Below are 17,731 nucleotides of genomic sequence, written 5' to 3' on the forward strand. Positions count from 1 at the left end.
AATAACTACGCAACTATCATCAAAATCTAAATAACAAAAGGACGAAAACTTTGATTGAGTTTTCGTCCTTTTGTTATTTAAGGTAGGTCTTATCTAAAATATCTAAATCTGGGTCAAAGGTATAAATGATCGGCTTCCCGTTTTTAACTTCCACGCCATCAATTCCTTTATCACTGATATTTTCTAAATATTTAATTAAAGCTCGCAGTGTGCTTCCGTGAGCAACTATCAGTTGATTTTTACCATCCAGCAATTTGGGGGCAATCGAATCCTGCCAGTACGGAATCATCCGGTCATAAGCCATTTTAAGGCTTTCAGCTGGTGGCTCAATTACACCTAAGCGCCGATATTTTCGAATCGGGGACACCTGATCTAATTTAGGAGGAACAGCGTAAAAACTCCTGCGCCACTTCATAAACTGTTCGTCTCCGACCCGCTTTCTAACTTCCTCTTTATTCTGACCCCTAAGGGCACCATAGTGTCGCTCATTTAAGCGCCACGTTTTATGTTCAGGAATAAAATCCTGATTAATCACGTCCAAAACAATGTCAGCGGTGACAATCGCCCGTTTTAAGACTGATGTATGAACATCACCGAACTGAATCCCGGTCTGACCTAAGCGTTTGCCGGCCTTAATTGCCTCTTCTACGCCCTTCTTAGTCAGTGGAACATCACTCCATCCAGTAAAGGTATTAGTGTGATTTGCGACACTTTCACCATGTCTCATAATTACTAACTTACTCATACAACCGCCTCAATAAACTAAATTTATTTACCCTCTTCAATCGTCTGATCGTCTAACATGGTTGAATCGGTCTCTTTATAACGCTCACCTACAAACGTAACCACCGAACCAATCAGGATAATCACAATTCCTACAATGGTAGGCAGATTAATCTTTTCACCCACAAAAATCATTGCTAAGATTGGAGCTAAACCAGGCTTAATAAAGAATACTAGGGACGCAATTGAAACCCCTGATTCTTGCATTGCTAAAAAATAAAACGCAAAACCGCCGCCGGTTACACAGACTCCGATAAAGAATAAAATCCAGAAATTTTGTAAATTAACGTCCTTTAAGATCGGAATGGATGCAAATTGACTCAACCATCCCACCGATTTCATCCCACTTGAAACAAACGGGATATTGGTAATCAATGATAAAACAAATAACTCCAAAGAACCAGCAATAAAAGTGAAACAAGTGATGGTCACTCCATCTAATTCTCGTTTAACCGAGCAATACTGCGACAAAATACTATAAAAGCCGAAAGTAACAGCCGATAAGAGTGACAAAATAATTCCAACTGGGTTAGTTAAGTTAAATGGATTAACAATCACAATTAAGCCAATGACCGAAATGATTAATGAGATTAAGTTGGCCCGTCCAATTCGCTCATGCAAAATGAAATATGCAAAGATTACGGCAAAGACCGGATTACAACTAAACAGGACGGCCACAATGGCTGGCTTATCATACACAATCGCTAACTGGTACAGCGTCATACTAATTACCACACACGCAAAACCAGTAAACGCAAACGTCTTCCAATCCTTTAAGTTGATTTTGCGTCGTCGTTTATGTAATTCATACCACGCAAAGGGTAACAAGACAATCCCACCAATGAAGAAACGAAGTAAATTCAACTGAATTGGATTAAACTCACTTCCTGCCACCTTTAGGGCAATCTCCATCGAACTAAACATTAACGTCGAAATTAACACATAAATCACTGATTTTTTCACTTTAAGCTACTACTCCCATTCTTTACTTGTCTATTTTTCAATTGACTCGTCTTAACGGATTTGTTGCACAATCACCATTAAAATGGGCAAAACAACTAAACTGATGATCGTGGTTTCAGCGACCATCAGTGAAGCATAATCTGCATCCGCACCATACTTTCTGGCTACCACCGGTGCGTTAGTCATAACCGGCATGGCAGCCTGCATAATGAAGACTTGTTTCATCAAAACTGGCATCCCAGTTGGAATAACCAACAGTGCCATTAAAATTGGTGAAATAATGAATCGACCCAGTAAAATTCCCCAATTAGAGGAACTAAAGTCAAATTTGTTAAAGTTGATATTTGCCATCGAAATTCCAATGAACATCATTGAAAGTGGGATAGTTAACCCACCAATATATTGAAAATCACTCATTAAAAAATCAGGAATTTTAATTCGCAGTAAAACCAAAATCACCCCAAAGATAAATCCCAGCAATGGTGGTGACAAAATTTTACTCACGGTCTTTTTCCAGTCAAACTTGGAATTAGCGTCCCCATCACGTTGGATTAAGTAAACACCAATGGTCCAAAAAAAGGTCGTATTAGCCATGTAGTAAACTAACACGTACGGTAAACTTTTGGCCCCAAACAGAGCCATATTAACTGGCAATCCGACAAAGACAGTGTTTGAATTTAAAAACATCGATTCAAACACTCCCCGATGATACTTTTTAATTCGAATCACCCGCGCAATTGCCACCGAAATCCCAAACATGATTAACATACTAACGACCGGAAATCTTAAGTCTGGCAACGTTGAAAGTAACGTGTCGGTCGTAAAATCGCGACCAATCGTATAGATCATGTAACAAGGCAAAGCTACGTCAATAACCAGTTTAACAATTAAGTTAGTTGAATCATCATTAAACCAGTGCCGTTTAGCCAAAACAAAACCGAGTACGATCATGATCAGTACAATTAATATCCCTGATATACTCTTAAAAAAAATACCCATTTGATCATCCTATTCTTGTAAGTTTTACTTAAGTTATTGTACCACACGATTTTACACCACCAGAAATTGCCCCAATAAGAATAATACGGTTATATTAAAATCTACTAAAAAGTTGAGAAATAACTAGCGTTAGCTGCCATAACTGCTATATAATTTGGGGCAGTATTAATAAATAAGCGGGGAATAATAATGTCAAACTACGATAATAATAATGACGACAATCGCGAATATAGCCGGCGAGCTGGTAATCCACATTTTTCCGAACCAAAATCAGAGCCAGCCGTCGACTATGATAACGAACCGCACCATCCAGTTGCCTGGACTTTTATGGGTATCATCTTATTGATTGTCATCATTGCCCTTGCTTTTGGTTTCCGTGCTTACACCCAGGCTCGTCATTCATTTGGAGGAACGTTTCAAGACGATGGAATTGGAAAATCAAGAAACGTCTCAAACCTTCTAAAGAAACGAAAGCCGTTTTCAATCTTACTAATGGGAACCGACACGGGCGCCCTTGGTAGACACGACGTTGGCCGCACCGACACCATTATCGTTGCTACCGTTAACCCGCAAAAGCAGACCACTTACTTAACCAGTATCCCCCGCGATACCAAGGTCGTGGTCGACGGTGACTCACAGCCATACGAAAAAATCAACGCTGCTTACACCATCGGTGGTCCAAAGACTGCCATTTCAACTGTCCAGCATCTCTTAAACGTTCCCATCGACTACTTTGCGATCGTTAACATGGGTGGCTTAAAACAGATGGTTGATTCCGTTGGGGGTGTTGAAGTAAAACCACCATTGACGTTTAAGTATGGGAATGCCAATGTAGTTAAGGGCAAAATGACCCATCTAGATGGTGATCAAGCCCTTGATTATTCCCGAATGAGGGATGATGATCCGAAAGGTGACTACGGTCGCCAACAGCGACAACGACAAGTCTTAGAAAAATTAGTGATGAAAGGAATGGGAATTTCTTCCATTCCCAGGTACCAACAAATTCTTGAATCATTAAATGGAAACCTCAAAACCGATTTATCCTTTAATGACATGATTGCCATTAGATCTAAGTATGGTCCAGCCACTCATCACATCAAGTCTGAGACCCTTCAGGGGAATGAAGCAATGATTAACGGAATCAGTTATCAAGTCGCCCAACCAGACGAATTGATGAACGTCTCAAACCATATTCGAACCACCCTGAATTTACCCCAAGCTAAGGGTTTAACACCTAAACAACAAGAAACCAATTCCCCTAGTAACGGTGATCCATCCAACTACAATACTGCTACCAATGATTCATCAGGGAGTACCGATACAAACTCAATGACTCCAGCATATTAAAATAGACTTGTAAGAATAGGGCTAATAACCTATCTTGCAAGTCTATTTTTATTTATGGGATCTTTTATCTAATTTCATTTAAATCAAGACCAAGAGCCTTTGCTACTCGAGTCCCATACTCTGGGTCAGCCTTATAAAATTGTCTGGTTTCTAGGATTTGGATCTCATGATTATCAACGGAACCAAGCGTTTCTTTGATCGTATTAATCAGGCGATCACGTTCCTCTGGTTTCATTACATGATACAACTTTCCGGCGGCACTATAGTAGTCAGTATCATAGGGTTTAAAAGCTCCGGTTTCACCTTCCACTTTATCGGGACTGATTGAAGCACTCAAATCTTCAACTGGACCACCCTTACCGTTTGGTTCATAGTTGACCGATCCGTCTTGTCCTTGTGCCATTTGACCATCACGTTCGTAATTTTCAACCTTGTCTAATGGACGGTTGACCTTTAATTGTTCATAATTAGCGCCTAAACGATATCTTTCAGCGTCCTTATACGCAAACAACCGTCCTTGAAGTAACTTATCAGGACTTGCTTCAATCCCAGGAACCAGGTTAGCGGGTGAGAAGGCTAATTCTTCCACATCGTCAAAATAGTTAGTTGGATTTTGGTTTAAGGTAAATTCCCCAACTTCTTGTAGTGGGTAATCCCTATGAGAAACCACTTTAGTTACATCAAAAATATCTGGTTTGTAATCAATTCCTGCTTGATAAGGGATAATCTGAACATAAACTTTCCATGTTGGATAGTTCTTTTGTTCAATTGCATCGTATAAATCATGAATTAAATAATCGGTATCTTCAGTTGCTGCTTTTGAAGCTTGTTCATTAGTCATGTTCTTAACTCCTTGTTGACTAATGAAGTGATACTTAACCCAAAATGGAGTCCCTTCTTTATTAACCCACTTATACGTGTGACTTCCATAACCATTCATTGTTCGATAACTAGCCGGATTACCACGATCACCCATCAGGTAGGTGACCTGGTGAACTGATTCTGGTGAATGAGACCAGAAATCCCACTGCATCTCTTGTGAACGTAAATGAGTCTTAGGATCACGCTTCTGGGAATGAATAAAGTCAGGAAACTTAAGTGGATCGTTAACAAAGAACACCGGAGTATTATTACCAACAATGTCGTAATTGCCTTCTTGCGTGTAGAATTTCAACGCAAATCCACGAACATCACGAACGGTGTCAGGATAACCAGCTTCACCCGCAACCTGCGAGATTCTAATGGTCATTGGGGTTTCTTTGCCCACACCATTGAATAAATCAGCTTTAGTGTACTTACTCATGTCATGTGTAAGTTTAAAAACGCCCTTGGCACCAGCACCTTTAGCATGAACGACTCGCTCTGGAATCCTCTCACGATTAAAATGAGCTAACTTTTCTAGTAATTGATAATCCTGCATCAAAACAGGACCACGAACACCAGCTGTTTGAGAATGTTCGTTGTTAGCCCACGGTTGACCAGCTTCGGTTGTTAATTTATCTGACATAATTATCACACCATCCTTGTTAATTAATCGTTCACTTCTTAGATTAATCGTGCACAACTTAATGTCAATAAAAGAGACTTAGAATTAAAAAGAACACCATATCTTAAAATGATATGGTGTTCTTGAATTTTATAAATGATGCGGCCAAGAAGACTCGAACTTCCACCGGGATAAATCCCGACAAGATCCTTAATCTTGCGCGTCTGCCAATTCCGCCATGGCCGCATTGCTACAATAAACATCATAGCAAATTTAACGAGATAGCGCAATGAATTTTTTAATTATTCTTCACCACGAATCGTGGCACCATCCCTATCAAGGTCAACTAACTTACATACTCCATCCAATTGATCGTTACTTTCAATCTTCTGTTGTAACTTGGTGAGTTGGTCATAATCTCCTAGCGTGACAATCGATGAACCCACTCCACTAATGTAAGTTCCGTAGATTCCTAGTTCATGAGCAGTCTGTTTAATTACTTTGAAGTCTTTAAAATCATTCCCTTGTCCAGTGCGAACCAAACTATCAGCTTCAATCATTCGAGCCGCTTTATTCCAATCATTTTGCATTAATGCAGCGACAAAAACGTTCGAAGCGCTACTAGTCTGTACCTCTTGACCAAACGTAATTTCCTTTGGGAAACGTTCCATTCCCCTCTGTTGGGTAATTTTCTCATTTCGAATGAAAACCAAGGCTTGCATTTCATCGGGCATATGAGCTTTGACAACGTCAGTCTTTCCATCCTCATAGTGAGAAATTGTTATATCTCCCAGAATGGCTGAGGCAATGTTGTCAGGATGTCCTTCCATTCGACTACCAATGTTAATTTGGTCATTAACTGATAAGTTCATATTTTCAAGCTTGTTAGCAATTTTAATTCCCGCAGCAATCGCCGTGGTACTAGACCCAAGCCCCTTTTCCAGTGGAACATCTGACATTACCGTTAGTTGATGGGGCATGATTTTAGGGTTAACCTTTAAAATCGTTTGAACCACCAAATTTTTGTCATCGTGAGGAACTGAATCGCCAAACGCATGATTGACCCGCCACTTCTCAGTTTCTTCTTCAACGATCACCGTGTAATACATATGAAGAGCGAGCCCAACCGAATTATAGCCATTACCAACATTACCAGAAGTTGCTGGAACTCTCACAATAATTTTTTCCATGATACTTCACTCCTTCTTAACTAGTTTTAGCTTACCACGACACTTACTACATACAAAACGTGAGATATTAACCCGTCGCTTTCGCCGATATAATTGGCCACACTTAGTACACTCATAAAGGTAATAATAAGCTGATTGTGCTTTTAAAATTGGAGCATAACGACTACCACCCACAGCTCTTAATAACTGCTTAAATTCTTTTGAACGATGATTAGCGGAATACCCCGCTAAATGAAGATGATAATGAACGAGTTCGTGTTTAATGATTCCCACAAGTTCTTCTCTAGAGATCCCCTTCGCCATCGTTTGATTAATATCAATATCATGATCTTTAAGGTGGTACCGACCACCCGTGGTTTTCAATCGACCATTAAAATATGCGCGGTGCTTAAATGGTTTCCCAAATGACTCCAATGAAATTTGTTCGACCAGTTTCTGTAATTCATCGTCATGCAAATAAGTTCGCTCCTATTCTGGACCAACCATGGAAAGTTTAATTCGTTTTCGATCTAAATCAACACTTAACACCCACACGTCGACAATGTCACCAACAGAAACAAGCTTTGCTGGATCCGATATAAATCGATCACTCATTTTGGAAATATGAACGAGACCATCCTGTTTTACCCCAATGTCAACAAACGCACCAAAATCAGTGACATTGCGAACGGTTCCTTGTAATTTCATTCCTGATTTCAAATTTTCAATCTTCATAATATCCGATTTAAGTAACGGCTTCGGCATCGTATCACGTTGGTCACGTCCGGGATTTTTCAAACTAGCTAAAATATCTTTGACCAACTGCTGATCAATTGATAGTGATTGTGATAAATCAACTTCATTTGCTTTTTCAAGCTTTTTTCGACCTTCATCAGAACTAAAATTATCAATTGTAAGTCCCATTGCTGACAAGATTTGTTTAGCTTGCCGATAACTTTCTGGGTGAATATCAGTATTGTCCAATGGATTCTTGCCATTAATGATACGTAAAAATCCAACTGATTGTTCAAAAGCCTTTGGTCCTAATCGTTTAACTTTTTTTAATTGATTACGGTTAGAAAAAGCACCGTTTTCATCTCGATATTCAACAATATTTTGTGAAGTGGATTTAGTTAATCCCGAGATGTGTTCAAGTAGATCTGGACTAGCGGTGTTCAAGTTGACCCCGACTTGGTTAACGGCGGTCTCAATCACCCGATCCAACTGTGCATCAAGGTTACTTTCAGAGACATCATGCTGGTACTGACCAACCCCAACCGCTTTGGGGTCAATCTTAATCAACTCAGAAAGTGGATCCTGTAATCGTCTTCCAATACTAATGGCTGAACGTTCCTCAACGTGAAGGTTAGGAAACTCTTTTCGCGCATTGTTACTAGCAGAATATACCGATGCTCCAGCTTCACTAACAATTACGTAGTGAACCGGATAATCAATGGATTTAATTGCATCAGCGACAAATTGTTCCGATTCGCGTGACGCGGTTCCGTTACCAATCGCAATCATTTGAACGTGATACTTCTTAATCAGGTCAATCAATTGTTCTTTAGCTCGCGCTTGCTGTGCTTCTGTCGCTGGTTTAGTGGCTTTAATAATTTCCTTTGCCAAGAATTTACCGTTTGCATCAATGACCGCTAGTTTGCATCCCGTTCGGTACGCTGGGTCAAAACCAAGAACCACCTTACCCTTGATTGGCGCCTGCATTAACAGGTGATACAGATTTCTTCCAAACACTTCAATGGCATGATTTTCTGCGGCTTCAGTCATAGTGGAACGAATTTCACGTTCGATGGCAGGACCGATGAAGCGCTTATAAGCATCTTTTGAAGCGTCTTTAACAAAGTCAACTGCGGGACCATTATGATTACTAACCACATGAAAATCAATGTAATGCATAATGGCATTAACATCAACATCTAGTTTCACGGTCAATACCTTTGCTTTTTCACCACGATTGATTGCTAAAACCCGATAACTCGGAACCGTTTTGGCTTGCTCACTAAAATCGTAGTAATCACCATAAACGCCACCTTCGTCATTGACCTTTCCCTTAGGCTTAACCTTTGCCGCCAGCATAGCGTTTTTTAAGGTATAGTTTCGAATCCATTCCCGAAACTTAGCGTTGTTTCCAATGGCATCCGTAATGATTTCACGGGCTCCATCTAAAGCGTCATCAACGGAACTAACGTCGTGATCCTCATCTATAAAGGATTTTGCCAGTTGTTTTAATGGCTCATTTTGAAACTTTAAAATTGCAGTTGCAAGTGGCTCTAATCCCCGTTCCCTTGCAACCATCTCCTTTGTTTTTCGTTTTTGCTTATATGGCAGATACAAGTCTTCCACAATCTGAATACTGTCAGCATTTAAGATGTCTTGTTTTAACTGCTTGGTTAATTGGCCTTCTTCGTCAATCTTTTTTACCACTTCTTCCTTTCGGTGGCTCAGCTTTGCTAGACGCTGGTAAGTATCCTCAAGTTCCCGAATGGAAACCTCATCCAAATTACCGGTTCTCTCTTTGCGGTATCGTGCAATAAACGGAACGGTATTACCATCCTCAAGCATTTCTAAGGTTTGTTGAATTTGTCGTTTCGAAATGTGTGGTAACGCTTTTGCAGTTTGATCAATTAAAGTTTTTTCCATTTTTTCACCATAATCTTTCAAATAAAAACTCCATTAAATAATTAACGGAGTTATTGTAATCAAATTTATTTCCAAAACGTATCATAAACATTAATGGGAAGGTGTCGCTTATGTTGAGTTTTCAAATACCAATTTTCAATCACATCAGCTGCACTAGAACTAATGTCCTGGCCTTCTAAAAAGTCATCAATATTTTTATAACTAACCCCAAGTGCTTTTTCATCTGGAAGAGCTGGACGATCATCTTCAAGATCCGCCGTTGGGGTTTTCTCGTAAAGGTTTTTAGGTGCGTCAAGGTACTCAAGAAGCGCACGACCTTGTCGTTTATCCAGTCGCCAAATTGGAACAATATCAGAAGCACCGTCACCAAATTTAGTATAAAAACCAGTCACCGCCTCGGCGGCATGATCAGTGCCAAGTACAATTCCCTGGTTGGCACCAGCGATGGTAAACTGCGCAATCATCCGCGTCCGAGCTTTGATGTTGCCCTTATTAAAATCAGAGACAGAATCACCGTTAGCTTCAACCGCTTTTACCATCGCATCGACTGAATCCTTGATATTGACGCGTTCAACCCGATCAGCATCCATAAAATCAATGGCTTCCATGGCGTCCGATTCATCAGCTTGTTCACCATAAGGAAGACGAACCGCAATAAACTGATATTCAGTATCGCCCGTTTCTTCCCTTAATTCATTCATTGCCATCGATGCTAATTTTCCCGTCAAAGTGGAATCTTGACCACCAGAAATTCCCAGTACTACTGATTTAATAAACGAATTCTTTTTAACGTAATCCTTAATAAAATCAACACTACGTCTAATTTCTGTTTCAGAATCAATCTTTGGTTGAACCCTTAAAGCACTAATAATCTGTTTTTGCAGTCGTTTTTGTTTCTCATCCATTACTATCACCTACTCTAATTTTTGCTCAACCCCATTATGAATTTCATTAATCAAACTCATCTTGTGGTCCCATAATTTCTTAGAAAGATCAACTGGGTAATCTTGTGGATTTAACTGACGCTTGTACTCTGGCCAGAGTGCTTTCAAAGAATCGGTCGCATGCTGTTTAGTAGCCTCTAACGTCGGCATTTGATATACCTGCTTTCCATCTTTAAAGATATCCTGTAAGAGCGGTTGAGCATTAAAATTGGTAATAGTCTTGTTAATGTAAGTGAAATGCGGATGGAACATGTACACGGAAGACTGTTCACGTGGATCTTCACCATCAAGTGTGATGTAATCTCCCTCAGACTTACCGTCGTCTTTTTCAGTAATCCGCCAAACTTGCTTCTTACCCGGAGTGGAAACCTTTTCGGCGTTATTTGAAAGTTTAATGGTATCGACCATGTGACCCTGTTCATCTTCAACCGAGACCAACTTGTAAACCGCACCAAGTGCGGGTTGGTCAAAAGCCGTAATTAGCTTGGTCCCAACTCCCCAAGAGTCGATTTTGGCATTTTGCATCTTCAAACTACTAATGGTGTATTCATCAAGGTCGTTGGAAGCCACAATTTGAACATCCTTAAAGCCAGCTTCATCCAGCATTTCTCTAACTCTTTTTGATAAGTACGCCATATCACCGGAATCAATTCTGACACCTTGAAAGTTAATCTTGTCGCCCATTTCTTTTGCAACTCGAATTGCATTTGGGACCCCACTTTTAATGGTATCAAAGGTGTCTAACAGAAAAGTACAGTTCTTATGGGTTTGGGCGTATGCCATAAATGCATCATAGTCATTCCCAAATGATTCAATCAAAGAGTGCGCCATCGTTCCGCTGACAGGAATACCAAATTCCTTACCGGCTAACACATTGGAAGTCACGTTAAACCCACCAATGTATGCCGCTCTGGTTCCCCACAGTGCTGCATCAACTTCTTGGGCTCGACGACTACCAAACTCCATTAAAGGATTATTTCCAGCCACCATTCGAATTCGAGCCGCTTTAGTAGCGATTAAAGTCTGATAGTTCACCATGTTCAAAATAGCGGTCTCAACTAATTGACATTCCGCAATCGTTCCTTCAACTTGAACAATGGGCTCGTTGTTATAAACTAAATCACCCTCAACAGCAGAACGAATTGTTCCAGTAAACTTGAAGTTACGAAGATAATCTAAAAACTCATCGGAATAATCGCTAATTGACTTTAAATACTTAATATCCTCATCAGTGAAGTGAAGGTTGTTGATATATTCAATAATGTGTTTTAATCCTGCAAAGACGGCATATCCATTTCCAAAGGGCATGTCTCTAAAAAAAACTTCAAATACAGCATGACGATTTTGCATATGTTTTTCAAAATAAGTTGCCATCATATTGATTTCATAATAGTCAGTGTGTAAAGTTAAATTATTAGGACTTTGTAATGTTGACATCTTTAATCTCCTCTAGCCATTTCAGGCTAAACTATTGTTGTTACTCGTTGCACATTATATCACATAATAACCAAAAAGAAGGCTAACAAATGACGCACAAATTTCCGACCACCAACATCGCTTCTATTCCCTTTATTAACGCGACTTTCACCGAATTTATGCAGGTGATTGAATCCCAAATAGACGACCACCAAAACACGTTTGTGGTAACCGCCAATCCAGAAATCGTCGTTTATGCTGATCGTCATCCTCACTACCAAAAAGTTTTAAAAAGCGCCACTTACGTCGTGCCAGATGGGATTGGTATTATCAGGGGCGCCAAAATGTTAAATGACCCAATGTCAGAACGAATCACCGGTTATGACATTTTCAAAGCACTGTTAACTTGGGGAAACCAAAATAACAAGTCAGCCTATTTTCTGGGAGCCAAGCCCGATGTCGTATTTGATTTACGAAAGGTCTTAACCGTCAACTATCCGCATTTAAAGATTGTTGGGATGCAGGACGGCTATTTTAAAAACGACTCTCCCATCGTTAACAACATCGAAAACAACGACATTGACATGATTTTTGTTGCGACTGGTTTCCCTATGCAAGAAGAATTTATCGCAAAATATCGCAATAAAAATAACGGCTTGTGGATTGGGGTGGGAGGAAGCTTTGACGTCTTAGCCGGCCACGTCAAGAGAGCTCCTGAATTCTGGATTAATCATCACATCGAATGGCTTTATCGCCTTTTTAAAGAACCCACCCGTTTTAAACGAATGCTAGCCATTCCTGAATTTTTAAAATTAGTTCGAAAACAAAAAAAGGATGAGAAGTGATCTCATCTAACTTTATGAGCCCTCGTTAGTAGGGCTCTTTTTTATTTATTTAGGTAAAACTCAAATCGCTCAGCAGCATACTGAGCCTGAACAAACTCAAATGGTTGCTGATTTTGAAGATAAGATATCTGTTTTAGCTTAAGAATGGGTGCCTTAACCTCAATATCCAGTAAATCAGCAATTCGATCAGTCGCTAAAATCGCCGAAATAAATTGCTTCGCGCTTCTTGGACGAAGTCCCTTCTTGTCCTCTAAAGAACGATACAGGGAACTAGAAACATCTTCTTCACTTAACCCTTCGACCATCGATGCATTAACAGCTGCCACTTCATAGCAAATCGGAATGTCGTCCCCATAGCGAATCCGATTCATCCGCAAAACCCGATCATCCTGACTCAGCCCCAAGACAGAGGCTTCCTTAAAGGTGGGCTCAACAATCTTATATGACAAGGTTTTGGTGGATGGCTTTTTTCCTTGAGCCAGCATAATGTTAGTAAAGCTGGTTACTCCGGACATTTTTTCTTGAACCTTTTGGTTAGTAACGTACGTTCCTGAGCCGGCAATCCGTTTTAATATTCCATCCTCAACGAGCGCTTGAACAGCTTGCCTGAACGTCATCCGACTTACTCCGTACTGTTCGGATAGTTTTCTTTCAGATGGAATCCGGGTTCCCACTTTCCAGCTTCCGTCTTCGATCTTACTCTTAATATCATCATGAATTTTAATATAAACAGGTACTGTCATAATTACTCCTACCTTGGCATAAAAAAATCGACTAACATTTGTTAGTCGATTTTACACCAATAATTAGTATTGGGCTAGCTGGGTTCGAACCAGCGCATCACAGGATCAAAACCTGTTGCCTTACCACTTGGCTATAGCCCAAGAATCAATGGAGGGGAGTGGATTCGAACCACCGAACCCGAAGGAGCGGATTTACAGTCCGCCGCGTTTAGCCAGACTTCGCTACCCCTCCATAATAAATGAGTAATTCGTAGTAACGAATCAACGTTTATTATATTACACGGGATCATGATGTTAGTCAATACTTTTTTCAAAAAATAAAAAGCGCTAACTTTACAGCGCCTTTCATTATAGTGATTTTAATTTACTCCATCCATCAGTTTTTTAACTGGTTTGATCATCAATAATAAGACAATTCCAAACAAGATGGCTACAAGTCCAACGATTCCAAAGTACGCGATTTCGTGTCCCGGAGTGTAGAACTTAACGATTTGTGAGTTAACCGCCTGACCAGCAGCATCCGCTAAGAACCACATACTCATCATCTGTGATTCAAATGCTTTCGGAGCAAGTTTGGTAGTAACGGAAAGCCCAATTGGTGAAATCAACATTTCGGCAATTTCAACAATGGCCCAACTACCAATTAGCCATAGTGGGCTAACTTTAGCTGATGAACCAAATAGGAAAATTGGAATCATCATAAATAAGTACGAAAATCCAGCGAAAAACATTCCCCACGTAAACTTAACTGGAGAGCTGGGCTCTTCTTTTCTTTTAGCCAGATATGTCCATAAGAATGCAAACAGTGGTGTGTACAGCATAATGAACAACGGGTTAAGTGACTGATACCAAGTAGCATTAATGTGCAAAAATCCAAGGTTATTGTTAGTTTGATTTTCAGCAAACAAAGCCAAAACAACGGAGCCCTGTTCCTCAATGGCCCAGAATACCGCAGCAGCGATAAATAATGGAATATAGGCAAGAACCCGTGAATGTTCTGTCTTAGTAACCTTCTTACTTCTCAAAATAACAACGAAGTAAATAATTGGGGTTAAAATTGCGATAATACTCAATAGTAGAACAAAGTTGTCAATGCTCAAAACCTTGAAATACCACATTCCCGCGATAATAACGGCAAATACAGCTAAGCCACCAATAATTTCAAGAACTAAACGATTCAAATCATCTGGTTCTAAGGGATCACTTGGATATAAGCCATCGATACTCAAAGTCTTTTTACCACTGAAGTAGTAGTAAATTAAAGCAAAGAACATTCCGATAGCGGCAAGTGAGAAACCAGCATGGAAATTAAAGTCCATTCCAACGGTCCCAACTAAGATTGGAGCAATGAAAGATCCTAGATTAATACCGAAAACAAAAATGGTAAATCCTGTATCACGTCTTGGATCATTTTCACCATACAAGGCACCAACCATTTCTGAAACATTTGGCTTCAATAGTCCAGTACCAACGGTGATTAAGACAATGGAAATAAATAGCGCTCCGGCACCAAATGGTAACGACAGTACCACGTGCCCAAACATAATTAAAATTCCACCATACAGAACGGTCTTTCGACTCCCCCAGACACGATCACTTAGATAACCACCTAACACCGACGTTAGAAATACTAGTGAACCGTAAATTGCCATAACTGAAGCTGCAGTGGTTGGAGAAAATCCTAATCCACCCTTGGCGACTGAGAAATACATGTAGTATAAAAGAATTGCACGCATCCCGTAGTAACTGAATCGTTCCCACATTTCAGTGAAGAACAGTGTTTGCAACCCTTTTGGTTGCCCAAAGAACGCATGGTCGAGACTCTTCTCGCCTTGTCCGTTCATAAAATCTCCTCCTGTCAATCTTTTAACAATTATCAGAAATAATACCATTCTTGATTTTCATTTACAATCATATCTCGACAAAAAGTTTGTTAGAATAGTGATTATCAAGGAAAAGGAAGTGGATAATACATTGTTCAAGGAATTTAAAGAATTTATATCACGAGGGAATGTGGTTGACATGGCCGTCGGAATTATCATCGGGTCTGCCTTCACTTCGATCGTGACTTCATTGGTTAATAACATTTTTAACCCGTTTATTGGACTGTTCTTAGGAAAAATCGATCTTTCATCACTTGCCATCACCGTTGGAAAAGCAAAGATAAAATATGGCTTATTTCTAAACTCAGTCATCAATTTCCTGCTGATTGCTTTCATCGTCTTTTTATTGGTCAAATTTATCAACAAATTAACTAATAAAAATCAAAAAAAGCAAGAAAAGAAGGCTCAAGAACCGAGCCTTACTGATCAATATCTAGCTGAAATTGTTAAACTGCTTAAAAAGTAATTCCTTAATCACACCAACGCTCTGTTGGTGTTTTTTTATAGCATATCTAGGTATCTGTCGCGTTCCCATTGAGAAACGTTTTGTCTGTAAGCATTCCATTCCATGTTCTTTGCATCCAAGTAATTTTGATACATGTGAGGTCCCATGGCTTTCTTCATAAGTGGATCAGCTTCATATGCTTTAAGCGCATTATGAAGGGTGGAAGGTAAGTTTTCAATATGATCTAATTTTCGTTCCTTGCCATCCATATGATAGATATTACGGTCAATTGGTTCACCTGGTTCAATTTTGTTTTTAATACCATCTAAACCAGCTTCAAGAATTGATGCAATTGCTAAGTATGGGTTAGCTGAAGGATCAACACTTCGAAGTTCAAGGCGGGTGCTAAGACCACGGCTAGCAGGAACTCTAACTAATGGTGAACGGTTAGATGCCGACCATGCCACATAGACCGGTGCTTCAAAGCCAGGAACTAGTCGCTTGTAAGAATTAACGATTGGGTTACATACGGCAGTTAATGCTTTAGCGTGCTTCAAAAGTCCTCCTAAGAAGTAGTAAGCCGTTTGTGATAATTCCAGGTCACCATCTTTATCATAAAAGACGTTGTCACCATCTTTATCAAACAATGACATGTTGATGTGCATCCCAGATCCATTGATACCATTCAGTGGCTTTGGCATGAAAGTGGCGTATAATCCATACTTTCTAGCAACTGTTTTTACAACTAACTTAAAGGTTTGAATATGATCTGCCGTAACCACGGCGTTGTCGTACTGAAAATCAATTTCATGTTGTCCAGATGCTACTTCATGGTGAGAGGCCTCAACTCGAAAGCCCATATTTTCTAATTCAAGAACCATATCACGACGAATATTGGCTGCCAAATCCATTGGTGCCAAATCAAAGTAACTTCCGTGATCATTCAATTCAGTGGTTGGATTGCCCTTATCGTCCATTTTGAACAAGAAGAATTCAGGTTCTGGGCCAATGTTAAAGTTAGAAAAGCCCATTTCTTTCATTTCATCCAGAACACGCATTAAATTATTTCTTGGATCACCAACGAACACCTCGCCATCTGATGTATGAACACTACATGTCAGACGAGCAACCTTACCGTGTTCGTCACCCCATGGGAAGACCATCCACGTTGAAAGATCAGGGATCAGGTACATATCACTTTCCTCAATGCGTACGAAACCATCAATTGAAGATCCATCAAACATAATCTTACCATCTAAAACCTTGTTTAGTTGGTTAACGGGTACCTCAACGTTTTTGATGCTGCCCATCAAGTCAGTAAACATTAGTCGAATAAATCGGACGTCTTCATCTTTCACCATTTGGCGAATGTCGTCTTTTGTATAATCATGTACCATAAGTAGTCTCCTTATTTTAAATACTTACCCTGTTGCTTTAAATCAGAATCATCATACAAGCGTCCAGCTTTTAAAATATCGTCTTTCAAGTATTCGCGGACATCTTCATCACTAAGTGATTTATCACCACTATGTAAAAGTTTTCGACGCCGTTGTTTCTCAAATACTCTTTTAACCTGAGCAATTGTCATTCCTTCAATAAGATAGTTGTGAATCTCAAGAATTTGGTCCACATTATCTAATGAATACAAACGTCGGTTTCCTGATGTTCGTTTAGAATGAACAAGACCATGATCATCGTAATACCTTATTTGTCTGGATGATAAGGAAGTAAGCTTCATAACCGTTCCCATTGGCAGAACCGCTAAAGATTTCCTCAGTACTTTTTCACTCATACGCATATCTCCTTGATATGACACCATTCTATTCGTTATTGATATAAGCGTCAACAACCTATGTTATGAAATGTAACACTGATCTAAGTTTAACATAAAACTTGCAATATAAAAAAAGACACAAGAAATAAATTCTTGTGTCTTCATGTATGTATGTGCATATTCAAGCACACCATTAGATTCTATTCACCCGTTATCTGCTATGCCAAAGATTTAATCATCATTAAGAATGAATAAAAGATTTATGCCGGCTGCAGG

Annotated in this window: 16 protein-coding genes and 3 tRNA genes; 3 read left to right on the forward strand and 16 right to left on the reverse strand. The window is 39.7% G+C overall.

Going from position 1 to position 17,731, the window contains the following annotated elements:
• Positions 1–73: 73 nt before the first annotated feature.
• From AC6UD0_RS06145 to AC6UD0_RS06155, 3 genes are read right to left on the reverse strand one after another with little or no spacing between them, the layout of a single operon-like run.
• On the reverse strand, positions 74–745 hold the full coding sequence (locus AC6UD0_RS06145; RefSeq protein WP_500701483.1) for a 2,3-bisphosphoglycerate-dependent phosphoglycerate mutase: 672 nt from the start codon (positions 743–745) through the stop codon (positions 74–76).
• A gap of 23 nt (positions 746–768) precedes the next feature.
• Positions 769–1,746 (reverse strand): DMT family transporter, encoded by a 978-nt coding sequence (locus tag AC6UD0_RS06150; RefSeq protein ID WP_500708490.1) that lies wholly within the window; start codon positions 1,744–1,746, stop codon positions 769–771.
• 51 nt (positions 1,747–1,797) lie between these two features.
• Positions 1,798–2,745, reverse strand: a complete 948-nt coding sequence (locus AC6UD0_RS06155) for an AEC family transporter (protein ID WP_500708492.1) — start codon at positions 2,743–2,745, stop codon at positions 1,798–1,800.
• 189 nt (positions 2,746–2,934) lie between these two features.
• On the opposite strand from AC6UD0_RS06155, the gene AC6UD0_RS06160 reads away from it, so the two are divergent.
• Positions 2,935–4,092, forward strand: coding sequence for an LCP family protein (locus AC6UD0_RS06160; RefSeq protein ID WP_500694489.1), 1,158 nt, complete (start codon positions 2,935–2,937; stop codon positions 4,090–4,092).
• Between the two features lie 64 nt (positions 4,093–4,156).
• Here AC6UD0_RS06160 and AC6UD0_RS06165 read toward each other — a convergent pair whose 3' ends face one another.
• The 7 genes from AC6UD0_RS06165 to AC6UD0_RS06195 all read right to left on the reverse strand — a co-directional run bounded on the left by AC6UD0_RS06165 (position 4,157) and on the right by AC6UD0_RS06195 (position 11,786).
• Positions 4,157–5,599 (reverse strand): catalase, encoded by a 1,443-nt coding sequence (locus AC6UD0_RS06165; RefSeq protein ID WP_500708494.1) that lies wholly within the window; start codon positions 5,597–5,599, stop codon positions 4,157–4,159.
• Between the two features lie 139 nt (positions 5,600–5,738).
• Positions 5,739–5,824, reverse strand: a tRNA-Leu gene (locus AC6UD0_RS06170).
• A 56-nt stretch (positions 5,825–5,880) separates the two neighbouring features.
• Positions 5,881–6,768 (reverse strand): homoserine kinase, encoded by an 888-nt coding sequence (gene thrB / locus AC6UD0_RS06175; RefSeq protein WP_500694491.1) that lies wholly within the window; start codon positions 6,766–6,768, stop codon positions 5,881–5,883.
• A 6-nt stretch (positions 6,769–6,774) separates the two neighbouring features.
• Positions 6,775–7,224 (reverse strand): SprT family protein, encoded by a 450-nt coding sequence (locus AC6UD0_RS06180; RefSeq protein WP_500694492.1) that lies wholly within the window; start codon positions 7,222–7,224, stop codon positions 6,775–6,777.
• A 12-nt stretch (positions 7,225–7,236) separates the two neighbouring features.
• Positions 7,237–9,405 carry a Tex family protein gene (locus AC6UD0_RS06185; RefSeq protein WP_500708496.1) on the reverse strand — a complete coding sequence of 723 codons (2,169 nt, stop codon included), beginning with the start codon at positions 9,403–9,405 and terminating at the stop codon, positions 7,237–7,239.
• Between the two features lie 65 nt (positions 9,406–9,470).
• On the reverse strand, positions 9,471–10,310 hold the full coding sequence (gene nadE, locus AC6UD0_RS06190; RefSeq protein ID WP_500708497.1) for an NAD(+) synthase: 840 nt from the start codon (positions 10,308–10,310) through the stop codon (positions 9,471–9,473).
• A gap of 9 nt (positions 10,311–10,319) precedes the next feature.
• Positions 10,320–11,786, reverse strand: coding sequence for a nicotinate phosphoribosyltransferase (locus AC6UD0_RS06195; protein WP_500708498.1), 1,467 nt, complete (start codon positions 11,784–11,786; stop codon positions 10,320–10,322).
• A gap of 89 nt (positions 11,787–11,875) precedes the next feature.
• On the opposite strand from AC6UD0_RS06195, the gene AC6UD0_RS06200 reads away from it, so the two are divergent.
• Complete coding sequence (locus tag AC6UD0_RS06200) at positions 11,876–12,610, forward strand: WecB/TagA/CpsF family glycosyltransferase (protein ID WP_500708500.1); 735 nt, start codon at positions 11,876–11,878, stop codon at positions 12,608–12,610.
• A gap of 41 nt (positions 12,611–12,651) precedes the next feature.
• On the opposite strand, the gene AC6UD0_RS06205 is transcribed toward AC6UD0_RS06200, so the two are convergent.
• From AC6UD0_RS06205 to AC6UD0_RS06220, 4 genes are all read right to left on the reverse strand, one after another.
• Positions 12,652–13,353, reverse strand: coding sequence for a GntR family transcriptional regulator (locus AC6UD0_RS06205; RefSeq protein WP_500694496.1), 702 nt, complete (start codon positions 13,351–13,353; stop codon positions 12,652–12,654).
• 69 nt (positions 13,354–13,422) lie between these two features.
• Positions 13,423–13,494 (reverse strand) — tRNA-Gln (locus AC6UD0_RS06210).
• Positions 13,495–13,502: 8 nt separating this feature from the next.
• Positions 13,503–13,585: transfer RNA gene (locus AC6UD0_RS06215), tRNA-Tyr, on the reverse strand.
• A gap of 127 nt (positions 13,586–13,712) precedes the next feature.
• Positions 13,713–15,197: a peptide MFS transporter gene (locus tag AC6UD0_RS06220; protein ID WP_500694497.1), complete on the reverse strand. Its 1,485-nt coding sequence runs from the start codon at positions 15,195–15,197 to the stop codon at positions 13,713–13,715.
• Positions 15,198–15,327: 130 nt separating this feature from the next.
• On the opposite strand from AC6UD0_RS06220, the gene mscL reads away from it, so the two are divergent.
• Positions 15,328–15,702, forward strand: coding sequence for a large-conductance mechanosensitive channel protein MscL (gene mscL, locus AC6UD0_RS06225; RefSeq protein ID WP_500694498.1), 375 nt, complete (start codon positions 15,328–15,330; stop codon positions 15,700–15,702).
• A gap of 35 nt (positions 15,703–15,737) precedes the next feature.
• Here the strand turns inward: mscL and glnA are convergent, their stop codons facing one another.
• Both glnA and AC6UD0_RS06235 read right to left on the reverse strand, forming a co-directional pair.
• Positions 15,738–17,078: a type I glutamate--ammonia ligase gene (gene glnA, locus AC6UD0_RS06230; protein WP_500694499.1), complete on the reverse strand. Its 1,341-nt coding sequence runs from the start codon at positions 17,076–17,078 to the stop codon at positions 15,738–15,740.
• An 11-nt stretch (positions 17,079–17,089) separates the two neighbouring features.
• Complete coding sequence (locus AC6UD0_RS06235) at positions 17,090–17,473, reverse strand: MerR family transcriptional regulator (protein WP_500694500.1); 384 nt, start codon at positions 17,471–17,473, stop codon at positions 17,090–17,092.
• Positions 17,474–17,731 lie beyond the last annotated feature (258 nt).

Source organism: Fructilactobacillus sp. X7R9C1 (genome assembly GCF_059901005.1).